The organism is Enterobacter sp. DC1 (genome assembly GCF_000568075.1).
Taxonomy (GTDB): domain Bacteria; phylum Pseudomonadota; class Gammaproteobacteria; order Enterobacterales; family Enterobacteriaceae; genus Enterobacter; species Enterobacter asburiae.
In genome coordinates, this window is sequence record NZ_AZUA01000006.1 from 215,741 (window position 1) to 237,809 (window position 22,069).

General features: G+C 57.0%; 21 protein-coding genes. 5 read left to right on the plus strand and 16 right to left on the minus strand.

Translation table 11 applies throughout. The annotated features are described in order from the left end of the window. The first annotated feature begins 102 nt into the window (after positions 1 to 102). Entirely contained in the window at positions 103 to 1,155 is a 1,053-nt protein-coding gene (phoE, locus tag P346_RS04990; protein WP_024909471.1) for a phosphoporin PhoE, read from the plus strand. A 160-nt stretch (positions 1,156 to 1,315) separates the two neighbouring features. Here phoE and crl read toward each other — a convergent pair whose 3' ends face one another. The 3 genes from crl to gpt all read right to left on the minus strand — a co-directional run bounded on the left by crl (position 1,316) and on the right by gpt (position 3,582). Beyond that, a complete protein-coding gene (gene crl, locus P346_RS04985) occupies positions 1,316 to 1,717 on the minus strand; it encodes a sigma factor-binding protein Crl (RefSeq protein ID WP_032661686.1) in 402 nt (133 codons plus the stop codon). Between the two features lie 57 nt (positions 1,718 to 1,774). Continuing rightward, positions 1,775 to 3,019, minus strand: coding sequence for an esterase FrsA (gene frsA, locus P346_RS04980; protein WP_032661687.1), 1,245 nt, complete (start codon positions 3,017 to 3,019; stop codon positions 1,775 to 1,777). Between the two features lie 104 nt (positions 3,020 to 3,123). Then, complete coding sequence (gpt, locus tag P346_RS04975) at positions 3,124 to 3,582, minus strand: xanthine phosphoribosyltransferase (RefSeq protein WP_010427903.1); 459 nt, start codon at positions 3,580 to 3,582, stop codon at positions 3,124 to 3,126. A 260-nt stretch (positions 3,583 to 3,842) separates the two neighbouring features. On the opposite strand from gpt, the gene pepD reads away from it, so the two are divergent. Beyond that, a complete protein-coding gene (pepD, locus tag P346_RS04970; protein WP_032661690.1) occupies positions 3,843 to 5,300 on the plus strand; it encodes a cytosol nonspecific dipeptidase in 1,458 nt (485 codons plus the stop codon). A 76-nt stretch (positions 5,301 to 5,376) separates the two neighbouring features. On the opposite strand, the gene dinB is transcribed toward pepD, so the two are convergent. The 8 genes from dinB to P346_RS04930 form a co-directional block, all read right to left on the minus strand. Continuing rightward, a complete protein-coding gene (gene dinB / locus P346_RS04965) occupies positions 5,377 to 6,435 on the minus strand; it encodes a DNA polymerase IV (protein WP_032661692.1) in 1,059 nt (352 codons plus the stop codon). A gap of 108 nt (positions 6,436 to 6,543) precedes the next feature. Beyond that, on the minus strand, positions 6,544 to 6,747 hold the full coding sequence (gene nqrM, locus P346_RS04960) for a (Na+)-NQR maturation NqrM (protein ID WP_023615899.1): 204 nt from the start codon (positions 6,745 to 6,747) through the stop codon (positions 6,544 to 6,546). After that, the gene (gene nqrF / locus P346_RS04955; RefSeq protein ID WP_032661694.1) at positions 6,747 to 7,970 is read right to left on the minus strand and encodes an NADH:ubiquinone reductase (Na(+)-transporting) subunit F; all 1,224 of its coding nucleotides are present in this window, start codon (positions 7,968 to 7,970) and stop codon (positions 6,747 to 6,749) included. Before nqrF ends, nqrM begins: the two co-directional genes overlap by 1 nt. Positions 7,971 to 7,980: 10 nt before the next feature. After that, positions 7,981 to 8,577, minus strand: a complete 597-nt coding sequence (nqrE, locus tag P346_RS04950; protein ID WP_032661696.1) for an NADH:ubiquinone reductase (Na(+)-transporting) subunit E — start codon at positions 8,575 to 8,577, stop codon at positions 7,981 to 7,983. A 6-nt stretch (positions 8,578 to 8,583) separates the two neighbouring features. Further along, the gene (locus tag P346_RS04945; RefSeq protein ID WP_032661699.1) at positions 8,584 to 9,222 is read right to left on the minus strand and encodes an NADH:ubiquinone reductase (Na(+)-transporting) subunit D; all 639 of its coding nucleotides are present in this window, start codon (positions 9,220 to 9,222) and stop codon (positions 8,584 to 8,586) included. Further along, positions 9,215 to 10,009 carry a Na(+)-translocating NADH-quinone reductase subunit C gene (locus P346_RS04940; RefSeq protein WP_032661702.1) on the minus strand — a complete coding sequence of 265 codons (795 nt, stop codon included), beginning with the start codon at positions 10,007 to 10,009 and terminating at the stop codon, positions 9,215 to 9,217. The genes P346_RS04945 and P346_RS04940 overlap by 8 nt, the downstream gene beginning before the upstream one ends. Then, a complete protein-coding gene (locus P346_RS04935; protein ID WP_032661704.1) occupies positions 10,002 to 11,237 on the minus strand; it encodes an NADH:ubiquinone reductase (Na(+)-transporting) subunit B in 1,236 nt (411 codons plus the stop codon). Before P346_RS04935 ends, P346_RS04940 begins: the two co-directional genes overlap by 8 nt. Positions 11,238 to 11,240: 3 nt before the next feature. Beyond that, positions 11,241 to 12,584 (minus strand): Na(+)-translocating NADH-quinone reductase subunit A, encoded by a 1,344-nt coding sequence (locus tag P346_RS04930; protein WP_032661707.1) that lies wholly within the window; start codon positions 12,582 to 12,584, stop codon positions 11,241 to 11,243. 298 nt (positions 12,585 to 12,882) lie between these two features. Between P346_RS04930 and dpaA the strand changes: the two genes are divergently transcribed. Beyond that, a complete protein-coding gene (dpaA, locus tag P346_RS04925) occupies positions 12,883 to 13,623 on the plus strand; it encodes a peptidoglycan meso-diaminopimelic acid protein amidase (RefSeq protein WP_023334609.1) in 741 nt (246 codons plus the stop codon). On the opposite strand, the gene P346_RS04920 is transcribed toward dpaA, so the two are convergent. Together P346_RS04920 and lpcA are read right to left on the minus strand one after the other, a co-directional pair. Further along, positions 13,594 to 14,361: a class II glutamine amidotransferase gene (locus tag P346_RS04920; protein ID WP_010427885.1), complete on the minus strand. Its 768-nt coding sequence runs from the start codon at positions 14,359 to 14,361 to the stop codon at positions 13,594 to 13,596. The genes dpaA and P346_RS04920 overlap by 30 nt on opposite strands. A 46-nt stretch (positions 14,362 to 14,407) precedes the next feature. Next, a complete protein-coding gene (lpcA, locus tag P346_RS04915) occupies positions 14,408 to 14,986 on the minus strand; it encodes a D-sedoheptulose 7-phosphate isomerase (protein ID WP_010427884.1) in 579 nt (192 codons plus the stop codon). A 239-nt stretch (positions 14,987 to 15,225) separates the two neighbouring features. Between lpcA and fadE the strand changes: the two genes are divergently transcribed. Continuing rightward, complete coding sequence (gene fadE, locus P346_RS04910; RefSeq protein ID WP_029739697.1) at positions 15,226 to 17,670, plus strand: acyl-CoA dehydrogenase FadE; 2,445 nt, start codon at positions 15,226 to 15,228, stop codon at positions 17,668 to 17,670. A gap of 108 nt (positions 17,671 to 17,778) precedes the next feature. After that, positions 17,779 to 18,549 carry an amidohydrolase gene (locus P346_RS04905; RefSeq protein ID WP_032661711.1) on the plus strand — a complete coding sequence of 257 codons (771 nt, stop codon included), beginning with the start codon at positions 17,779 to 17,781 and terminating at the stop codon, positions 18,547 to 18,549. Positions 18,550 to 18,634: 85 nt separating this feature from the next. Here the strand turns inward: P346_RS04905 and P346_RS04900 are convergent, their stop codons facing one another. From P346_RS04900 to P346_RS04890, 3 genes are read right to left on the minus strand one after another with little or no spacing between them, the layout of a single operon-like run. Next, complete coding sequence (locus tag P346_RS04900) at positions 18,635 to 20,236, minus strand: gamma-glutamyltransferase family protein (protein ID WP_032661714.1); 1,602 nt, start codon at positions 20,234 to 20,236, stop codon at positions 18,635 to 18,637. A gap of 9 nt (positions 20,237 to 20,245) precedes the next feature. Continuing rightward, complete coding sequence (locus P346_RS04895; protein ID WP_032661716.1) at positions 20,246 to 21,121, minus strand: ABC transporter permease; 876 nt, start codon at positions 21,119 to 21,121, stop codon at positions 20,246 to 20,248. Between the two features lie 2 nt (positions 21,122 to 21,123). Further along, a complete protein-coding gene (locus tag P346_RS04890; protein WP_008500268.1) occupies positions 21,124 to 22,065 on the minus strand; it encodes an ABC transporter permease in 942 nt (313 codons plus the stop codon). Positions 22,066 to 22,069: the final 4 nt, after the last annotated feature.

Consider the following 22,069-nt stretch of genomic DNA (forward strand, 5'->3'; position numbering starts at 1 on the left):
TTCATTCCAGAACGATAAAACCCTTTCTGTTTTTTCACGGGACTTAAGCATGAGCTTATCGTCCAGCGAATTTTTTAGCGCGTTTATAAGACAGGATCGAAAATGAAAAAGAGCACTCTGGCATTAATGGTTATGGGCGTAGTGGCTTCTGCATCCGTTCACGCAGCTGAAGTTTATAATAAAGATGGTAATAAACTGGACGTGTACGGCAAAGTGAAAGCCATGCACTACATCAGTGATGATGCCACCAAAGATGGCGATCAGACTTACGTTCGTTTCGGTTTTAAAGGCGAAACTCAGATTAACGATCAGCTGACGGGCTATGGTCGTTGGGAATCTGAATTTGCAGGTAACAAAGCTGAGAGCGACTCTTCTCAGAAGACGCGTCTGGCGTTCGCTGGCCTGAAGCTGAAAAACTTTGGTTCACTGGATTACGGCCGTAACCTGGGTGCCCTGTATGACGTCGAAGCATGGACCGATATGTTCCCTGAATTCGGCGGTGACTCTTCCGCGCAGACCGATAACTTCATGACCAAGCGTGCTACTGGCCTTGCGACCTACCGCAACACCGACTTCTTCGGCGCGGTTGACGGTCTGGACATGACGCTGCAGTACCAGGGGAAAAACGAAAACCGTGACGCCAAGAAACAGAACGGTGACGGTTTTGGTACCTCTCTGACCTATGACTTCGGCGGCAGCGATTTCGCCGTCAGCGGTGCCTACACCAACTCTGACCGCACCAACGCTCAGAACCTGCTGGCGCGTGGCCAGGGCCAGAAAGCAGAAGCCTGGGCAACCGGTCTGAAATATGATGCAAACGATATTTATCTGGCTGCAATGTATTCTGAAACCCGCAATATGACGCCAATTTCCGGCGGCTTTGCAAATAAAGCGCAGAACTTTGAAGTTGTCGCGCAATATCAATTCGACTTTGGTCTGCGCCCTTCCCTGGGCTATGTCCAGTCTAAAGGCAAAGATATCGAAGGTATTGGCGACGAAGATCTGGTGAAATATATTGACGTTGGCGCGACCTATTACTTCAACAAAAATATGTCCACCTTTGTTGATTATAAAATCAACCAGATTGACGACAAAAATAAACTGGGCGTGAGCAGCGATGACATCGTTGCACTGGGTATGACCTACCAGTTCTGATGATGCGAAATAAAAAAACCGGCTTGATGCCGGTTTTTTTGTTGGGGGATTCATGCGGTCTGGTGCCCTCACCCCGGCCCTCTCCCACAGGGAGAGGGAGAAAACCATCAGTTTTTGTAGGCCGGGTAAGGCGAAGCCGCCACCCGGCGCTGTGACACCATCAGGCAGTCAGCTTCACCGCTTCGCTGGAAAAGTCATCCGCGGGTTCGAACTTGAGATCCAGGCTAGCCAGCAGTGCGCGAGCCTTATCGTGGAACTCTTTTAGCGTATATTCCAGGCGGTCAATCACTTCCTGATCTTTAATAGAGGTGGCCTGCCAGTTGCCGTCTTTATTAAACAGGCCAAACTGGTAGCTATACGTAAAGCGTTTTTCCTCTGCTTCCATTTCCATCCACCAGCCCCAGAATTCACGTTTTTCGGGTGCAGGCTTCACGTTGACGCATACAGCCAGGCAGTCGAAAAAAAAGCGATTCTCTTCACACTGCTCTTCTCGAATATACGGGCCGAGAGCCATAAACTTCTTAATCAGTCTACTTTTCGGGTGTCCACTCGGTAACGTCATTGCGATCTCCTTTTGTGAAGCCACTGTTTTACCAAACCAGCGAAATTTAGCAATCTATTAACACAATCTCTGAGCGATCCAGCGCGTAATCTCTTTCAGTGATTTGTCGAAATTCTGATAGATCGGGCTGAACGGCACCTCAAGCAATTTGCCATCCGCAGATGACGAAGTGATTAATCGCGACTCTTCTTCCGGGCTGAACGGATCGTTTTTCCAGAACCCAGACAGCATCGGCGTTGGGCAGCGACGTCCCAGCAATCCTTGCGTTTTTAACGAGTAGCGATTGAGCTCAACGCGCAGCGCTTCGTCTGATGCATCATGCATGCCAAGACGGCTGGCCAGCACATCAAGGTACATTTCAGGTACGCTCCCCTGACGTGCAGGATCGCTGAGCAGGGCGTGAACGACCGGGCCGAGGCAGGCGACGGCTTTCAGGCGTGAAGATTCAAGATAAGCCAGACGCACCGCGACGTTCGCGCCGAAACGGAAGCCGAATGCCGCCACGCGGGTGTGGTCAACCCACGGAATGTTTTCCAGCGCTTTGAGCGCATGCTGGTGCAGCAGGCTGGAATCCTGCGTCAGTTTCCATTTGGATGAGAAACCGATTGAGGGCATATCAAGCGTCAGCATCGCGATCCCTTTTGGTGCGAAGTAACGCTCATACAGGCTGTAATAATCAATTTGCAGCGAATCCAGCCCCCCGCACATCAGCACGGTCGGGAACGGGCCGCCGCCTTCCGGCATATGCAGGAACCCTGTGACGGGTGCGCCGCCTGGAATGCTGAACTCAAGCTCGCGCATTTGGCCCGGCAAACGCTGCGCCGCCTCTTCATAAGCACGGTTCGCCAGCGCCTGGGCCTGCTCCGCCAGCTCATCACCTTTCAGATGTGGATACGCGGCAATGGCGTAGAGATTGGCCGCATGCAGCCAGTGCTTGCCGCTGCGCGTGGCGTCCTCTTCCTGGCTGGCTTTTTGCTGCCAGAGCATCGCCTGTTTCGACCACTCATAGATCCAGTTGCCGCCACGGTAGCCCACCACCGTATCGTAAAGCTCGCTGTCGGTCCGTTCAGATTCGCTCATCACGATACGTGCCTGCACATCAAGGATTTCACGGGGGTCAATACCGCGCCAGATCCACATCAGGCGGTTAATCATGCGATACCAGTGAGGCACGTTTTTGCCGTCTAACGCGGACTGGACGGCAGGCTGGGTACCCGGATTAAAGCGACGAACCAGCGTCGACGTTTCAGGGTGTTTGAAACGGGGTTTGAAGAGAGTCTCGGTGAGATTCGCCTGCGTCATTGCGTTGCCTCCATGAATACGTCATATGAAGACTATTGTAACGCGTGGCAGGCCAAAAAGAACAACGCCCGACATAGCCGGGCGTGTAAAGTTACGTACTGGTATTAACGGCCTGAAATAGGCGGTACGAAGACCACGCCCATATCCCATGGCTGTTCAATCCAGGTATCCTGCGGGATATCAATCACGTAATCGTCAACCAGCGGGCGACCAGCAGGTTTCGCGAAGATAGTGACGAAATGTGCTTTCGGATACATTTCGCGGATAGCGACCGCAGTACCGCCGGTATCTACCAGGTCATCAATAACGATGAAGCCTTCACCGTCGCCTTCCGCACGTTTCAGCACGGTCAGCTCGCGCTGGTTGTCATGGTCATAGCTGGAGATGCAAACGGTATCGACATGACGAATACCCAGCTCACGTGCCAGCAGCGCCCCCGGTACCAGACCGCCACGGCTGACGGCAATAATGCCTTTCCACTGTTCGGAAGGCATCAGACGCGCAGCCAGTTTGCGTGCGTGAATCTGCAACATGTCCCAGGTGACGACGTATTTTTCGCTCATGTGAAGTGTCCCAGCCTGTTTTTATACGGCTTAAAAAGTGTTCGAGGGGGAAATAGGTTGCGCGAGATTATAGAGATCTGACGCACTAAAAACCAGTGTTTAGCGCCCTCTGCCTGAGTTTTTACATGCTTTATGCTACCAGCCAGCAGAGAAAGTGGTATTCTCAGTTTCATCTCGCAAGCCTGACTTGTGGTAACTATTAACCTGCTAACCCTGTGACCTGCAACCCTGTTTGCAGCGCCTCGACAAGGAGACTTATCGTGTCTGAACTGTCTCAATTATCTCCGCAGCCGCTGTGGGATATTTTTGCGAAAATCTGCTCCATTCCACACCCTTCCTACCACGAAGAACAGCTTGCCGAACATATTATGGGCTGGTCGAAGGAAAAAGGTCTGCATGCTGAACGTGACCAGGTTGGCAACATTCTGATCCGCAAACCGGCTACCGCAGGCATGGAAAACCGCAAACCGGTTGTGCTGCAGGCGCACCTGGACATGGTGCCACAGAAGAACAACGACACCGTTCACGACTTCACCAAAGACCCGATTCAACCGTACATCGACGGCGACTGGGTGAAAGCACGCGGCACCACGCTGGGCGCGGATAACGGCATCGGTATGGCCTCTGCGCTGGCGGTGCTGGCCGACGACAGCGTTGAGCACGGTCCACTGGAAGTGCTGCTGACCATGACCGAAGAAGCGGGCATGGACGGCGCGTTCGGTCTGCAGGCGAACTGGCTGCAGGCGGACATCCTGATCAACACCGACTCTGAAGAAGAAGGCGAGATCTACATGGGCTGCGCGGGCGGGATTGATTTCATCTCTACCCTGCCGCTGTCGCGCGAAGCGATCCCTGCTGGCTTCCAGACCTTCAAGCTGACGCTGAAAGGGCTGAAAGGCGGCCACTCCGGCGGCGATATTCACCTGGGTCTGGGTAACGCCAACAAGCTGCTGGCGCGCTTCCTGGCAGGCCATGCGGCCGAGCTGGATCTGCGTCTGGTAGACTTCAACGGCGGTACCCTGCGCAACGCGATCCCGCGTGAAGCCTTCGCCACCGTAGCGGTTCCGGCGGCAAAAGCGGACGAGCTGAAAAAACTCTCCACCGTATACCTGGATATCCTGAAGAACGAACTGTCGGCGAAAGAGAAAAACCTGACCGTGGTGCTGGAATCCGTATCAACGGATAAAGCCGCGCTGACCGCGAAGTCTCGTGACGCCTTCGTTCAGCTGCTGAACGCGACGCCAAACGGCGTGATCCGCAACTCTGACGTGGCAAAAGGCGTGGTGGAAACCTCACTGAACGTGGGCGTGGTGACCATGAGCGACGACAGTGCGGAAATCATCTGCCTGATCCGTTCGCTGATCGACAGCGGTAAAGAGTACGTGGTGAGCATGCTGGAATCTCTGGGCACGCTGGCGGGCGCGAAAACGTCTGCAAAAGGCAGCTACCCGGGCTGGCAGCCGGATGCAAGTTCTCCGGTGATGGCGCTGGTGCGTGAAACCTATCAGCGTCTGTTCAACAGCACCCCGAACATCCAGGTGATCCACGCCGGTCTGGAATGTGGCCTGTTCAAGAAACCGTATCCGGATATGGATATGGTGTCCATCGGGCCAACCATTACCGGTCCGCACTCGCCGGATGAGCAGGTTCATATCGAAAGCGTCGGTCACTACTGGACGCTGCTGACTGAACTGCTGAAAGCGATCCCTGTTAAGTAATACCCTCACCCCAGCCCTCTCCCACAGGGAGAGGGTGAAAAACGTAGGCCCGGTAAGCGTAGCGCACCGGGCTTTTTTACAATCCCAATACCAGCTGACGCTCTAACTGCGGATCCAGCAGCGTAACGTGCAACCCCACCAGCCTCACCCCTCGCCCGCCCCGGCGTTCTTCCCATGCCTTTTTCGCCGTCGCGATAAGATCCTCTTTATTCAGACGCGGCCAGACGTGTTCCTGCGTGGTCTGCTGGAAGTCGTTGAATTTTAATTTGATACCCTGACGGGCGATGAGCAGATCCGGCTTCACCTTGCTTAAGCGTCGTTCCAGCTCCGGGTAAAGCTGTTCCGTGATAATGGTTTCGCATTCGGACCAGTCATGAATATCTTCAATAAGTGTGCGCTCAACGCCGACGGATTTCCGCAGCCGCTCGCTGTTCACATCGCGATCGTCAATCCCCTGGCTGCGCTCCCACAGTACGCGGCCAAACTTCCCGAAGCGCTTGAGCAGCATCGCGAGATCGCTTCGCTGCACGTCTTCGCAGGTCCGTAGCCCCATGCTTTCCAGCTTTGCGGCGGAGACTTTTCCCACGCCGGGTATTTTGCCAAGCGGCAGCGTTTTCAAAAACGCCGGCACCTCGTCAGGCGTGATGACGAACTGACCGTTGGGCTTATTTAAATCGGAGGCGATTTTGGCAAGGAATTTAACGGGCGCGACGCCCGCCGAAGCCGTCAGATTCAGCTCGTTGAAAATCGTCTGGCGGATCTTCTGCGCCATCAGCGTGGCGGAGCCATGGCAGTGCACGCTGTCGGTCACATCCAGATAGGCTTCGTCCAGCGACAGCGGCTCTATCAGAGAGGTATAGCGGGAGAAGATTTCCCGAATATGGAGGGAAGCCTCTTTATAGGCTTCAAACCGGCCGGGCAGAAGCGTGAGATGAGGGCAAAGCTTTAAGGCCATCGCCGTCGGCATCGCGCTGCGCACGCCAAATTTGCGCGCAGGATAGTTGGCGGTGCTGATGACACCACGCTGAACGCGGCTGCCGCCAATGGCGATGGGAATATCCCGCAGCGCCGGGTTGTCACGCATCTCCACTGCGGCAAAAAAGCAGTCCATATCGACATGGATTATTTTGCGCATAGTAAGCCCTCACTCATTACTGGATAAGTATACAGTAAACAAATGAGGATTGAGAAGCAGATGTGAGAACGCCGGGTGGCGGCTTTGCCTTACCCGGCCTACAAAAAATTAAATAATGCGCTGCTGCTCGCGGGCCATCCTTTTCTTCCGCGCATCACACGGTTCCGGGCAGTCGCAGACCTTTTCCATCCCAATAGAGGAAATACCGCCGCAGCTGCCCTGAATGCTTTTCCGCTTAACGATCCAGCCTAACGACATGCCGAAGATGACAAGCACAAAAACCACAAAGGTTGCCAGAAACGTCAGCATCATCAGCCTCCAAAGTCATCGAGCAAGATGTTCTCATCTTCAACGCCGAGATCTTTCAGCATCTTAATCACGGCGGCGTTCATCATCGGCGGACCACACATATAGAACTCGCAGTCCTCAGGCGCCGGGTGCTGTTTGAGGTAGTTTTCGTACAGCACGTTGTGGATGAACCCCGTATAGCCCGTCCAGTTATCTTCCGGCTGCGGATCGGAAAGCGCCATATGGAAGGTGAAGTTCGGGTTTTCACGCGCCAGCTGTTCAAACTCATCTTCATAGAACATCTCGCGCAGCGAGCGTGCCCCGTACCAGAAGCTGATCTTACGCTGACTACCCAGCCGCTTGAGCTGGTCAAAGATGTGCGAGCGCATAGGGGCCATACCGGCACCGCCGCCGATAAAGACCATTTCCGCGTCGGTATCTTTCGCGAAGAACTCCCCAAACGGGCCGGAGATGGTCACCTTATCTCCCGGCTTCAGAGACCAGATGTATGACGACATCACGCCCGGCGGCGCGTCCGGCACATTCGGTGGCGGCGTGGCGATACGCACGTTGAGCATGATAATACCTTTCTCTTCCGGGTAGTTGGCCATCGAGTAGGCGCGCAGCGTCGGCTCTTTTACCTCTGATACAAAGCGGAAGAGATTGAATTTGTCCCAGTCGGCGCGGTATTCATCCGGCACGTCGAAGTCCGCATAGGACACGGTATGCTCAGGACACTCAATCTGAATGTATCCACCGGCGCGGAACGGAACATCTTCCCCTTCCGGCACCCGCAGCTTCAGCTCTTTAATAAAGGTGGCTTTGTTATCATTAGAGATAACCTCGCACTCCCATTTTTTGACGCCGAAGATCTCTTCCGGCAGCTCAATCTTCATGTTCTGACGCACCGCGACCTGGCAGGCCAGACGACAGCCCTCTTTTGCCTCACGCTTTGTGATATGCGCCAGCTCGGTTGGCAGAATATCGCCACCGCCCTCTTTTACCGTCACGCGGCACTGCCCGCAGGAACCGCCGCCGCCGCAGGCTGAGGAGACAAAAATGCCGTTACCGGAGAGCGTGTTGAGCAGCTTGTCTCCCGCTGGCGTGCGGATCTGATTCTGCGGCTCGTCGTTAATATCAATGACCACGTCGCCGGAATTCACCAGCTTTGCGCGCGCCGCCAGAATAAGCCCTGACAGCACCAGTACAATCAGCGTGAACATCACCACGCCAAGGATAATTTCCATCTGTTAGCCCTTATAGCTGCACACCGGAGAAGGACATAAAGCCCAGCGCCATCAGGCCGGTGGTGATAAAGGTGATCCCTAAGCCACGCAGACCCGCAGGCACGTTGGCATATTTCATTTTCTCGCGGATCCCCGCCATGGTGACAATCGCCAGCATCCAGCCGATGCCGGAACCAAAACCGTACACCACGGATTCGCTGAAGTTGTAATCACGCTGAACCATAAACGAGACGCCGCCAAAGATGGCGCAGTTCACTGCGATCAGCGGCAGGAAGATCCCCAGCGCGTTGTAGAGCGACGGGAAATACTTATCGAGGATCATCTCGAGGATTTGCACCAGCGCCGCGATCACCCCGATAAAGGTGATGAAGTTCAGGAAGCTGAGATCGATTCCTTCCACCAGCGCGCCGTCCCGTAGCACAAAGTTGTACACCAGATTGTTAATCGGAACCGAAAGCCCCAACACAACGGTAACCGCCACGCCCAGGCCAAATGCCGTGGAGACCTTTTTAGACACGGCAAGGAACGTGCACATGCCGAGGAAAAACGCGAGCGCCATGTTTTCAACAAACACCGCGCGCACAAACAAACTCAGGTAATGAGCCATCGTCGGTTACTCCTTTTCCTGCTGTTCTGGCTTCAGCGTACGAATCAGCCAGATCAACAAACCGATAATGAAAAATGCGCTAGGGGCCAGCAGGAACAGGCCGTTTGGCAGATACCAGCCGCCGTTCTGCACCGTGTCCAGCACCGTGATGCCAAACAGCTTGCCGCTGCCAATCAGCTCTCGCAGGAACCCCACGGTCAGCAGGATCACGCCGTAGCCCAGGCCGTTGCCGATACCGTCCATAAAGCTCGCCAGCGGCGGCATTTTCATGGCGTAGGCTTCCGCACGCCCCATGACGATACAGTTGGTGATAATCAGCCCGACAAACACCGAGAGCTGTTTGGAGTTTTCATAGGCGAAGGCGCGCAGCAGCTGATCGACCACGATCACCAGCGAGGCGATGATCGCCATCTGAACGATGATCCTCACGCTGTTGGGGATGTGGTGGCGGATCATCGAGATAAACATGCTGGAGAACGCCGTGACCAGCGTTACCGCCAGCGTCATCACCACCGCCGTTTCCAGCTTGGTCGTTACCGCCAGAGCAGAACAGACACCCAGCACCTGGAGCGTGATCGGGTTATTGGCTAACAGTGGGCCAATGAGCACCTTTTTAACTTCTTTCAGTTCACCGGTATCAGCCATTGTTCAGCGCTCCTTCACGTACGTTTTTCAGGAAAGGACCAAAGCCCAGCTCGCCCATCCAGAAATCAAAACTGTGCTGCACGCCTTTTGAGGTGAGCGTGGCGCCGGAAAGCCCGTCAACGGCGTAGTCGTCACCGGGACGTGCCGCCCCTTTCATCACCTTCAGCGCAGGCAGGCCGTTATCGTCGAGCACTTTCTTGCCGACAAACTGTGCCCGCCAGTTAGGGTTTTCAACTTCGCCACCCAGCCCCGGCGTTTCGCCCTGGTCGTAATACGTAATGCCTTTGACCGTGCGGCCATCGGTATCAAGAGCCACAAAGGCATACATCATTGACCACAGACCGTTACCGTAAATAGGCAGCACCACTTCCTGAATGCGTTTTTGGGGATCGCGAACCAGATAGATTTCGGCCAGGTTGCTGCGACGCTTGATCCCGGCGGGATCTTGCGATGCCTCCAGCGTCAGGCTCATCTGCGGATCTTTCAGCGCCAGCGCCTGGTTGAATTTTGCCGGGTCTTTATCCAGCAGTTCACCCGTTTTTAAATCCACCAGACGCGCCGAAATACGTTCAGTAAAGACGGCCGAAACGTCGTCTGCGCTCATTCCTTCCTGCATCAGCCCGGCGACGGCCAGAATGTTGCGCTGTTTATCCAGCGCGCGTTGCTCCTGCTGCAGGGGTTTTAACCCCACGGCAGAACCGGCCACGACGATGGAACAGACCAGACAGAGCACCAGCACCACCAGCAGCGTTTTGCTGATGCTGTCGATATTTTTAACCTCAGCCACGCGCCTTCCTCCGCTTAATGTTGGCCCGCACCACCAGATAATCGAAGAGCGGCGCAAACAGGTTGGCAAACAGAATGGCCAACATCATCCCTTCCGGATACGCCGGGTTGACCACGCGGATCAGGACACACATCGCGCCAATGAGCACGCCATAGCTCCATTTACCTTTGTCTGTAAACGAGGCAGAGACGGGATCCGTCGCCATGAACATCATGCCGAACGCGAAGCCACCCAGCACCAGATGCCAGTACCACGGCATGGAGAACATCGGATTGGTGGTCGAGCCGATAAGGTTGAACAGGGTGGCGGTCAGCACCATGCCGATCATCACGCCCGCAACAATCCGCCAGGAGGCCACGCGACCAAAAAGAATGATCGCGCCGCCAAGCAAAATCATCAGCGTGGAGACTTCTCCGATGGAGCCCGGAATGTTGCCAATAAAGGCATCAAACCAGGTGACCGGCTGACCTGTCGCGTTGTTAACCAGCGTTTCGCCGCCGTGTGCCGCCCACTGTGAAAGCGGCGTCGCGCCGGAAAAACCGTCTGCCGCCGTCCAGACCAGGTCGCCCGAGATCTGTGCCGGATACGCAAAGAACAGAAACGCGCGTCCCGCCAGCGCCGGGTTGAGGAAGTTCCGCCCGGTGCCGCCGAAGATCTCTTTGGCAATCACCACGCCGAAGCTGATGCCAAGCGCCGCCTGCCAGAGCGGCAGCGTCGGGGGAACAATCAGGGCAAACAGAATAGAGGTCACGAAGAAGCCTTCGTTGATCTCATGTTTACGGATAATGGCAAACAGCACTTCCCAGAAGCCGCCCACGACAAATACCGTAATGTAAATTGGCAGGAAGAACACCGCGCCCAGCGTCATCATGCTCAGCCAGCCCGCGTCTGCGGCGAAGCTCATCCCTAACGACTGGGCCAGACGGTAGTGCCAGTCGGACTGGATCACCTGCGCCAGCTGCTGTGCATCGTACATGTGGTGCAGCGCCGGAAGAGTTTGCAGGCCGACGTTGTACATTCCCCAGAACATCGCCGGGAAGACCGCAAACCACACCAGGATCATCATCCGCTTAAGGTCGATGGCGTCGCGAACGTGCGCCGCCCCTTTCGTCACCAGCCCCGGCGTGTAGAAAATGGTCGTCGTTGCTTCATACAGCGGGTAGTACTTTTTGAGCTTCCCTTCGGTAAAGTGCGGCTCAATTTTTTCAAAGAGGTGTTTTAAGCCCATCGGTTATCCTTCCTGCTCAATGCGGGTTAACACCTCGCGCAATACCGGTCCATATTCGTATTTGCCCGGACAGACATAGGTACAGAGCGCCAGATCTTCTTCGTCAAGCTCCAGACAGCCCAGCGCCTGCGCGCCGTCGGTATCACCGGCAAGCAAATCGCGCAACAGCACGGTGGGCAGAATATCCAGCGGCATGACGCGCTCGTAGTTGCCAATCGGGACCATGGCGCGCTCGCCGCCGTGCGTGCTGGTTGAGAAGCTAAACAGCTTATTACGCAGGAAGTGGCCCAGCGTGGTTCGGGTGACGGAGTATTTTTCTGCGCCTGGCAGAACCCAGCCAAACAGCTCTTTCTCACGCCCTTCCTGCACAATGCTGACCTGCAAATGGAAGCGTCCCAGGTACGCGTGCGCATTGGCAGCATGGCGGCCGCTGAGGACCGAGCCGGAAATCAGGCGGTTTTCGCCCTCTTTCGTTTCCCCCACCAGCAGTTCATTGATGTCGGCGCCCAGCAGCGTTTTCACCAGGCGCGGGTTTGAAGCCTGCGGTCCGCCGATAGCGATTACCCGTTCAGCGCAGAGTTCACCCGTAGTAAAGAGCTTACCGATGGCGATGACGTCCTGATAATTAAGGTGCCAGACCTGTTTCGTCAGGCTGACTGGCTCAAGAAAGTGAATATGGGTTCCTGCCAGCCCCGCCGGATGCGGGCCAGAAAACTCATTAAACGTGACCTGCCCCAGCGGATGGCCGCCAAGCTTGCCGCCGCCAGCCTGGCAAACGTGCACTTTTCCGGACGTGAGGCGGGTAAGAATAGAGAGTCCTGCATCAAAAGCTTTTCGCTGCGCCAGAATAACCGGCTCCGGGTCCACGCTGAGCGGATTGGTGTCGATGGCCGTGACGAAAATCGCGGCGGGTTCCGTGCCCGGAACAGGGGATTTGCTGAAGGGACGCGTACGAAGCGCGGTCCATAAACCGGACGCCAGGAGCTGATCCTGAACGGCGTTACGGTTCAGCGACGCGAGTTCTGCGGTGTCGTAATGGGCAAATTCACGCTTGTCATCGCCCTCAATGCGGATAACCACCGACTGCAGAACGCGCCGTTCGCCACGGTTGATGGCCACAACGGTGCCGCTCGCGGGGGCCGTGAACATCACGCCGGGATTTTTTTTGTCCTCAAAGAGTGCCTGTCCTTTGATAACGCGATCGCCCTCCTGTACCAGCATTGAAGGACGCATACCCAGGTAGTCTTCGCCCAAAATGGCGACATGACGGACACTTGCGCCTGTCGAAACGTGCTGCGCTGGCACGCCTGCAATCGGCAGATCAAGTCCTTTTTTAATTTTAAACATGTGGTTAGCAGGTTTCCATGAACAACAATCCAGTGGGCACAAAGTGTAACATTTTCCCCTTCCCGCGGGCAGGGAATCCGCCGTCGCGCGCGCCAAACTGCGACCTAATGCGCAAAGTTCCTGGAGCCAACGCAATTTTGATGGTTTATAAAGTAAAACTAATTTGTAAACTCACCGCCCGGCTCTTGCGAAAATCTATAGCGGTGCTAATGTGAGCGCTCCTAACAGAATAATCTGATTTCGGGTCTCTTTTGCCGTCCTGGCAAGTTGGTCATGGTTTTATCAAGGAACTAGTGGTATGCGTAAAATCGCATTGTTCATTGCGATGCTTCTGATGCCGTGCATGTCGTTTGCCGGGCTGCTCAGCAGTAATAGCTCAACGACGCCGATCAGCAAAGAATATAAACAGCAGTTAATGGGATCGCCGGTTTATATTCAGATCTTCAAGGAAGAGCGCACTCTCGATCTGTTTGTCAAAATGGGCGAGACATATCAGCTGCTTGATAGCTACAAAATTTGTAACTACTCCGGCGGACTGGGGCCAAAACAGCGTCAGGGCGATTTCAAAAGTCCGGAAGGGTTCTACAACGTTCAGCGCAGCCAGCTCAAGCCTGACAGCCGCTTCTATAAAGCCATTAACATCGGCTTCCCGAATGCCTATGACCGTGCACACGGTTATGAAGGTAAATATCTGATGATCCACGGTGCCTGCGTGTCTATCGGCTGTTATGCGATGACCGACTCCGGCATTGATGAGATTTTCCAGTTCGTGACGGGCGCGCTGGTCTTTGGGCAGCCTAACGTACAGGTCAGTATCTATCCGTTCCGCATGACGGACGCCAACATGGCGCGTCACAAGTACTCATACTACGCGGATTTCTGGAAACAGCTGAAGCCGGGTTACGACTACTTTGAGCAGACCCACAAGCCACCGGTGGTCTCTATCGTCGATGGCCGTTACGTGGTCAGCAAACCGCTGAGCCACGAAGTCGTCCACCCGCAGCTGGCGTCAAATTACACGGTCCCCGAGACAAAATAGCACCCACTCGCCTGGCATAATCTTTTGCCAGGTTTCGTTGCCCGTCAGCGGCTGCGTTGCGATAACAGTGACCACATCATTCGGTGTGGTCTCCTTCTGAAAGTCTATCTCCACATCCTGATCGAGCAGCGTCGCCACGCCAAACGGCGCGCGGCGGGTTATCCAGAACAGATTCGTCGAGCAGAACGCCATCACATAGCGGCCGTCAGAGAGCAGCATGTTGAACACGCCTTTTTCACGCAGTTCAGACGCCAGCGTCGCGATATATTTGAATACGGCCGCCATGTTGCCGGGCGTGCGGGGATAGCGCTCCGTCAGCTTGTGCAGCAGCCAGCAGAAGGCTTTCTCGCTGTCCGTCTCGCCGACCGGGCGGAAATTACCCGTCTCCAGCGACTTATAGCCCGTAAGCTGCCCGTTGTGCGCATAGGTCCAGTTACGGCCCCACAGTTCACGGGTAAACGGATGGGTATTTTCCAGCGCCACTTCGCCGCGGTTAGCCTGACGGATGTGGGCGATCACCGAGCGGGACTTGATGGGATAGTCCTGCACCAGTTTGGCAATAGGTGAGTTAAAGCTGGGCTGTGGATCTTTGAACGTGCGACATCCTTTGCCTTCGTAGAAGGTGATGCCCCAGCCGTCTTTATGCGGCCCGGTTCCTCCACCGCGCTGAACCAGCCCGGTGAAGCTAAAGCAGATATCGGTTGGCACATTGGCGCTCATCCCGAGCAGTTCGCACATACAATACCTCCACAACAGCGGGGGCAAGAGTGCCCCCAGCGAAGTCTTACTTAACCATCTCTTTTTCGATCAGCTGGATCAGGATGTGGATCACTTTGATGTGAATTTCCTGAATACGGTCAGCATAACCGAAGTGCGGAACGCGAATTTCGACATCCGCCGTACCGTCCATCTTACCGCCATCTTTACCGGTCAGGGTGATGACTTTCATCCCTTTTTCACGCGCGGCGGCGATCGCTTTGATCACGTTGCCGGAGTTGCCGGAGGTAGAAATCCCCAGCAGCACGTCGCCTTCGCGGCCTACCGCTTCAACGTAGCGGGAGAAGATGTGGTCGTAACCAAAGTCGTTGCCTACGCAGGAGATGTGGCTCACGTCGGAAATCGCAATCGCCGGGTAGCCCGGACGGTTTTCGCGATAGCGTCCGGTCAGCTCTTCTGCGAAGTGCATCGCGTCACAGTGGGAACCGCCGTTACCGCAGGAGAGCACTTTGCCACCGGCTTTGAAGCTGTCGGCCAGCAGGACCGCTGCGCGCTGAATAGCGTGAATATTGGCATCATCTTTCAGAAAGTTCGCCAGCGTTTCCGCCGCTTCGTTCAGTTCGTTACGAATAAGATCCTGGTACATGAGGATAATCCTTCAGTATTGATGAAATAACACAGTGGAGTGTACCGGATAGCGTGAAAAGCGAGAAGCTAAAGCCATGCGAATCGTCCGGCGTTTTGATTTTTTGTGCCGGCTAAAACGCGAACAATGTGAACCAGGTTGTAATTATTTTGTAAACACATTGCTAAAGGAAATAACATCAACTACAACCATATCATCACAAGTGGTCAGACCTCCTACAAGCAAGGGAGCTTTTCTTTATGATGATTTTGAGCATTCTCGCAACCGTTGTACTGCTCGGTGTGTTGTTCTATCACCGCGTAAGTTTATTCCTGAGCAGCCTGATTCTTCTGGCCTGGACGGCTGCGCTTGGCGTCGCAGGCCTCTGGAATATCTGGCTTTTAGTCCCTCTTGCCATCATTCTTCTGCCGTTTAACCTGGCGCCGATGCGTAAATCAATGATCTCCGCGCCGGTGTTCAAAGGCTTCCGTAAAGTGATGCCGCCAATGTCGCGTACCGAGAAAGAAGCGATTGATGCGGGCACCACCTGGTGGGAAGGCGACCTGTTCCAGGGCAACCCGGACTGGAAAAAGCTGCACAACTATCCGCAGCCGCGCCTGACCGCTGAAGAGCAGGCCTTTATTGACGGCCCTGTGGAAGAAGCGTGCCGTATGGCGAACGACTTTGCCATCACCCACGAAATGGCCGACCTGCCGCCAGAGCTGTGGGCGTATCTGAAAGAACATCGCTTCTTCGCGATGATCATCAAGAAAGAGTACGGCGGTCTGGAGTTCTCCGCTTACGCTCAGGCTCGCGTTCTGCAAAAGCTGGCGGGCGTTTCCGGGATCCTGGCGATTACCGTTGGCGTACCTAACTCCTTAGGCCCGGGCGAACTGCTGCAGCATTACGGTACCGAAGAGCAGAAAGATCACTACCTGCCGCGTCTGGCACGCGGTCAGGAAATCCCTTGCTTCGCGCTGACCAGCCCGGAAGCAGGCTCCGATGCGGGTGCGATCCCAGATACCGGCGTGGTCTGCATGGGCGAATGGCAGGGCGAACAGGTACTGGGCATGCGCCTGACCTGGAACAAGCGTTATATCACCCTGGCGCCAATCGCCACCGTGCTGGGTCTGGCCTTTAAGCTCTCTGACCCGGAAAAACTGCTGGGCGGTGAAGAAGATCTGGGCATTACCTGTGCGCTGATCCCAACCTCTACCCCAGGCGTTGAAATTGGTCGCCGTCACTTCCCGCTGAACGTGCCGTTCCAGAACGGTCCGACCCGCGGTCAGGACATCTTTGTGCCGATTGACTACATCATCGGCGGTCCGAAAATGGCCGGTCAGGGCTGGCGTATGCTGGTGGAATGTCTGTCTGTAGGCCGCGGTATTACCCTGCCGTCGAACTCAACCGGCGGTCTGAAGTCGGTCGCGATGGGGATTGGCGCTTACGCTCACATCCGCCGTCAGTTCAAAATCTCCATCGGCAAAATGGAAGGTATCGAAGAGCCGCTGGCGCGTATCGCGGGCAATGCCTACGTGATGGATGCCGCTGCATCGCTGATTACCTACGGCATCATGCTGGGCGAAAAACCGGCCGTGCTGTCCGCGATTGTGAAGTACCACTGTACCCACCGCGCGCAGCAGTCGATCATTGACGCGATGGATATCGCGGGCGGTAAAGGCATTATGCTCGGCGAAGGCAACTTCCTGGCGCGCGGCTATCAGGGCGCACCGATTGCCATCACCGTGGAAGGGGCAAACATCCTGACCCGCAGCATGATGATCTTCGGTCAGGGCGCAATTCGCTGCCATCCGTACGTGCTGGAAGAGATGGCCGCCGCGCAGAACAACGACGTGGATGCCTTCGATAAGCTGCTGTTCAAACATATCGGTCACGTGGGCAGCAACAAGGTACGCAGCTTCTGGCTGGGCCTGACGCGCGGTCTTACCAGCGCGACGCCGACCGGCGATGCGACCAAACGTTACTACCAGCATCTGAACCGTCTGAGCGCCAACCTCGCTCTGCTGTCTGACGTCTCCATGGCGGTGCTGGGCGGTAGCCTGAAGCGTCGCGAGCGTATCTCTGCCCGTCTGGGGGATGTGCTGAGCCAGATCTTCCTGGCCTCTGCGGTCCTGAAGCGCTACGACGACGAAGGCCGTCAGGAAGCGGATCTGCCGCTGGTGCACTGGGGCGTTCAGGATGCGATGTATCAGGCTGAACAGGCGATTGACGACCTGCTGGCCAACTTCCCGAACCGCTTCGTGGCGGGCGCCCTGCGCGCGGTGATCTTCCCGACCGGTCGTCACCACCTGGCGCCGTCCGACAAGCTGGACCACAAGGTGGCGAAGATCCTGCAGGTACCGAGCGCAACCCGCTCCCGTATCGGTCGTGGTCAGTATCTGACGCCGACACCGCATAACCCGGTAGGCCTGCTGGAAGAGGCGCTGCTGGACGTGATGGCTGCCGATCCGATTCACCAGAAGATCTGTAAACAGCTGGGCAAAAACCTGCCGTTTACCCGTCTGGACGAACTGGCAAAACAGGCGCTGGCCGGTGGCATTATCAATAAAGATGAAGCCGCGCTGCTGGTGAAAGCCGAAGAGAGCCGTCTGCGCAGCATTAACGTGGATGATTTCGAGCCGGACGAGCTGGCGACGCAGCCGGTAAAGCTCCCGGAGAAGCACCGCAAGCCTGAAGCGGCGTAACGCGTTTCGCTTATACAAACCCCGCCCTGAGCGGGGTTTTTTATTGCCACATTTTCTCGTAATGACGTGCTACAGTGTCAAAAAGCGGTCTTTTGAGGAGTCTGTATCGTGCCTGGTTTGAAGATTTCGATTTTGCAGCAACCTTTAGTGTGGATGGATGGCCCCGCCAACCTGCGCCACTTTGATCGTCAACTGGAAGAGATTACCGGGCGCGATGTGATTGTCCTGCCGGAGATGTTCACGACCGGCTTCGCCATGGAAGCGGCACAACAGTCAATGCCGCAGGATGAGGTTGTCGCCTGGATGCATGCCAAAGCGCAGCAGACCAACGCGCTGATCGCGGGTAGTGCTGCGCTGCAAACGGAGCGCGGGCCGGTGAACCGCTTCCTGCTGGTGGAGCCGGAAGGGAAAGTGCATTTTTACGATAAGCGCCACCTGTTCCGCATGGCGGATGAGCATCATCACTATGAAGCGGGTCACGAGCGCGTGGTGTTCGAGTGGCGCGGCTGGCGTATTCTGCCGCTGGTCTGCTACGACCTGCGCTTCCCGGTGTGGTCGCGCAACCGCAACGATTACGACCTGGCGCTGTATGTCGCCAACTGGCCTGCGCCGCGCTCCCTGCACTGGCAGTCGCTGCTGGTGGCGCGCGCGATTGAGAACCAGGCGTACGTGGTGGGCTGTAACCGCGTGGGAACCGACGGCAACGGGCATCACTACCGCGGTGACAGCCGGGTAGTGAATCCGCAGGGCGAGATCATTGCCACCGCCGAGCCGCATCAGGCGACGCGCATTGATGCCGAGCTGTCGTTGACGGCGCTGAAGGAGTACCGGGAGAAGTTTCCGGCGTGGCAGGATGCGGATCCGTTTAGCATCGGCTGAATAAAAGCCGGGTGGCGGCTACGACTTACCCGGCCTACAGAGAGCACAGCGTAGGCCCGCTAAGCGCAGCACCACCGGGCGTAAATTAACTCACCAGCGCCTGCCCGTCTTTGCGGCTTTCCGTCGCGGCGACGTAGTGGCCTTCCGGCAGGCGGTAAATGACCTGCGCCCCGCCGAAGTTGTAATCCTGAAGCGGATCTTCCACCACGATCTGATGCCCGCGCTCGCGCAGCGCGGCGATGGTATTGCGATCGAACGTCGATTCAACGATCACCTCCCTGCCCTGCACCACGCGCCAACGCGGGGCATCAATTGCCGCCTGCGGGTTTTGTCCGTGCAGCATAATGCGCAGCGCCATCTGCATGTGCCCCTGCGCCTGCATCGGGCCGCCCATCACGCCAAAGGACATCAGCGGCTGGCCGTTGCCGTCCATCGCAAAGCCCGGAATGATGGTGTGGAACGGGCGCTTGCTGCCCGCCAGCGCGTTCGGGTGATCGGGATCCAGCACAAACCCGCAGCCCCGGTTTTGCAGGCTGATCCCGGTATCCGGCACCACGATGCCTGAACCGAAACCCATATAATTGGACTGAATAAACGAGACCATCATCCCGCTGGCGTCGGCGGTGCTGATGTAGACCGTGCCGCTCTGCGTCGGCGATCCGTAAACGAAGTCTGAGGCTTTATCATGGTCAATAAGCGCCGCGCGCGACTTCAGATAAGGGTCGCTCAGCAGCTCTTTCGCCGCGAACGCCATATGTTCTTCATCCGCCACGTAGCGGTCGAGATCCGCCAGCGCCAGCTTCATCGCCTCAATGGACAGGTGCAGGGACTGCACGGAATCCGGATGATGCTTCTCAATGCCGCACTGCTCCAGAATGCCGAGCGCAATCAGCGTGGCGATCCCCTGGCCGTTTGGCGGCAGCTCCTGCACCGAACCGCCCGCGAAGTCTCGCGACAGCAGCTCTACCCAGTCCACGCGGTGGTTTGCCAGATCTTCAGCCGTCAGGTGCGCGCCGTGTTCTTTGGCGAAAGCGGCAATTTTCTGCGCCAGCTCGCCGCGGTAAAAGGCTTCACCGTTGGTGCGGGCAATCAGCTCCAGCGAGTTCGCCTGCGCCGGGTTACGGAAGATTTCCCCCACGCGCGGGGCGCGGCCTTCCGGCGCGAAGCAGGCGCTGAAGCCAGGCTGATCTTTGAGCTTGCTGTAGCCGCGCTGCCACAGGTGGCCGATCAGCGGGGAGACCGGGAAACCGTTGCGCGCGTAGTCAATGGCTGGCTGCGCCAGCGTGGTCAGCGGCAGCGTGCCGAAGCGTTCCGCCAGCGCGACCCAGCCGGAGACCGCTCCCGGCACGGTCACCGCGTCCCAGCCGATTTCCGGCACCGCCATTTTACCGGCAAACAGATCCGCATGCCAGCTCGCAGGCGAACGGCCGGACGCGTTGAGGCCGTGAAGCTTTTCACCGTCCCAGACGATGGCAAAGGCGTCGCTGCCGATCCCGTTGCCGGTCGGCTCAACCACCGTCAGCGCCATCGCGGTGGCAATGGCCGCATCGACGGCATTCCCTCCCAGCTGCAGCATTTTCATACCCGCCTGTGCCGCCAGCGGCTGCGACGTGGCAACCGCGTTATGGCCCAGCATCGGTGGGCGTCTAGAATCGTAACCGGACGTAAAATCAAGCGCTTTGGTCATCATGACTCCTTAGTCGTGGCGCGGATCGAGCGCATCGCGCAGCCCGTCGCCGAGTAAATTAAAGCCCTGCACGGCGAGGAAAATCGCCACGCCGGGGAAAACGGACATCCACGGCGCCTGCTCCAGAAACCCTTTCGCGGTGTTGAGCATGGAGCCCCATGACGGATTGGGCGGCTGCTGCCCCAGCCCTAAAAACGACAGGCTGGCTTCGGCGATAATCGCCGAGGCAATCGCCAGCGTGGCCTGCACCAGGATCGGCGACATCACGTTGGGCAGGACGTATTTAATGATGATCCAGCGATCCGGCAGGCCAATCGCCCGCGCGCCGTCGATATACTCTTCGTTGCGAATGGCAATCACCTGCCCGCGCGTCAGGCGGGCGAAGATCGGCATCGCCGAAAGACCGATGGCGATCATCGCGTTGGTCAGGCTTGGGCCCAAAAATGCCCCCAGCGCGATCGCCATGATCAGGAACGGACAGGCCAGCAGCGCCTCAATAAAGCGCGAGATCACCCCGTCCCACATCTTCTGGAAGTAGCCCGCCACCAGCCCCAGCGGCACGCCGATAACCACCGCGATAACGACCGACATACAGCCCGCCATCAGCGAGGTGCGAGCCCCCCAGATAATGCGGGATAAAATGTCGCGCCCCAGCTCGTCGGTGCCAAACCAGTACATCGCCGACGGCGCTTTTCGCACCGCCAGGAAGTTGGCTTTCACCGGGTCGAACGGGGCGATCCACGGCGCCAGCAGCGCCACCAGCACAAAGAAGCTCACCACCACCGCGCCAATGACCGCGCTTTTATTGGCGAGGAATTTCCTCAGCACCCGGTTCTGCGCGCGCGGCAGCGCGGGCACAACGGTTTGCGTCGTCAGTTCCGCCATGGTTAACCTCGCATTTTCGGGTTGATAAGGACGTAGAGCACGTCGGCCAGCAGGTTGAGCATCAGGAAGCCAATCGCCACGATCAGCACCACGCCCTGCACCACCGCGTAGTCACGGTTGAATACCGAGTCGACGATCATCTTGCCGAAGCCCGGAATGGTGAAGACCTGCTCGGTCAGCACCGCGCCGCCCAGCAGCTCGCCAAACAGCAGCGTGGTGAGGGTGATGACCGGCACCAGCGCGTTGCGAAACGCGTGCTTCAGGATCACCGCTTTTGGCAGCAGCCCCTTAGCCCGCGCGGTACGGATGTAATCCGCCTTCAGGACCGCAATCATCGAGGCGCGGGTATGACGCATCAGCGTCGCCGCGAGGCCGGTTCCGAGCACGGACGCGGGCAGCAGCAGCGTGCGCAGGTTCTGGAGCGGATCTTCACTGAACGGCACGTAGCCGGAGGCGGGCAGCCACTGCAGGTTCACCGAAAAGACCAGAATCAGCAGGATCCCCAGCCAGAAGTGCGGGATCGAGATCCCCGAGATCGCCACGAAGTTGGCCCCGTGATCGACCCAGCTGTTTTTGTTCACCGCAGCGAGGATCCCCATGCTGATGCCAAACACCAGCGCAATAATCATCGCCAGCAGGGACAGCTCCAGCGTGACCGGCAGCTTGCTGGCGATCAGCTGCGTCACCGGTTCGTGCGTGCGTAAGGAGACGCCCAGATCGCCCTGCAGCGCGCGCGTCAGCCAGTGGAAATACTGCACGGGGATCGGCGCATCGAGGTTAAGCTCCGCGCGCAGCTGGGCGATGACCGCCGGATCGCGCTCCTCCCCGGCCATGGCGATCAGCGGGTCGCCGGGCAGCAGCTTTTGCAGCCCGAACACCATCATGCTCACCAGCAATAGCGTCGGGACGGCCAGCAGCAGACGTTTGCAAATCAGTTCCAGCATGGGT

Bases quoted from the DNA above. Each gene is read 5' to 3' on its own strand.
- phoE (WP_024909471.1), top strand. From the start codon at position 103: ATGAAAAAGAGCACTCTGGCATTAATGGTTATGGGCGTAGTGGCTTCT.
- crl (WP_032661686.1), bottom strand. From the start codon at position 1,717: ATGACGTTACCGAGTGGACACCCGAAAAGTAGACTGATTAAGAAGTTT.
- frsA (WP_032661687.1), bottom strand. From the start codon at position 3,019: ATGACGCAGGCGAATCTCACCGAGACTCTCTTCAAACCCCGTTTCAAA.
- gpt (WP_010427903.1), bottom strand. From the start codon at position 3,582: ATGAGCGAAAAATACGTCGTCACCTGGGACATGTTGCAGATTCACGCA.
- dinB (WP_032661692.1), bottom strand. From the start codon at position 6,435: ATGCGCAAAATAATCCATGTCGATATGGACTGCTTTTTTGCCGCAGTG.
- nqrM (WP_023615899.1), bottom strand. From the start codon at position 6,747: ATGATGCTGACGTTTCTGGCAACCTTTGTGGTTTTTGTGCTTGTCATC.
- nqrF (WP_032661694.1), bottom strand. From the start codon at position 7,970: ATGGAAATTATCCTTGGCGTGGTGATGTTCACGCTGATTGTACTGGTG.
- nqrE (WP_032661696.1), bottom strand. From the start codon at position 8,577: ATGGCTCATTACCTGAGTTTGTTTGTGCGCGCGGTGTTTGTTGAAAAC.
- P346_RS04945 (WP_032661699.1), bottom strand. From the start codon at position 9,222: ATGGCTGATACCGGTGAACTGAAAGAAGTTAAAAAGGTGCTCATTGGC.
- P346_RS04935 (WP_032661704.1), bottom strand. From the start codon at position 11,237: ATGGGCTTAAAACACCTCTTTGAAAAAATTGAGCCGCACTTTACCGAA.
- P346_RS04930 (WP_032661707.1), bottom strand. From the start codon at position 12,584: ATGTTTAAAATTAAAAAAGGACTTGATCTGCCGATTGCAGGCGTGCCA.
- dpaA (WP_023334609.1), top strand. From the start codon at position 12,883: ATGCGTAAAATCGCATTGTTCATTGCGATGCTTCTGATGCCGTGCATG.
- P346_RS04920 (WP_010427885.1), bottom strand. From the start codon at position 14,361: ATGTGCGAACTGCTCGGGATGAGCGCCAATGTGCCAACCGATATCTGC.
- lpcA (WP_010427884.1), bottom strand. From the start codon at position 14,986: ATGTACCAGGATCTTATTCGTAACGAACTGAACGAAGCGGCGGAAACG.
- fadE (WP_029739697.1), top strand. From the start codon at position 15,226: ATGATGATTTTGAGCATTCTCGCAACCGTTGTACTGCTCGGTGTGTTG.
- P346_RS04900 (WP_032661714.1), bottom strand. From the start codon at position 20,236: ATGACCAAAGCGCTTGATTTTACGTCCGGTTACGATTCTAGACGCCCA.
- P346_RS04895 (WP_032661716.1), bottom strand. From the start codon at position 21,121: ATGGCGGAACTGACGACGCAAACCGTTGTGCCCGCGCTGCCGCGCGCG.
- P346_RS04890 (WP_008500268.1), bottom strand. From the start codon at position 22,065: ATGCTGGAACTGATTTGCAAACGTCTGCTGCTGGCCGTCCCGACGCTA.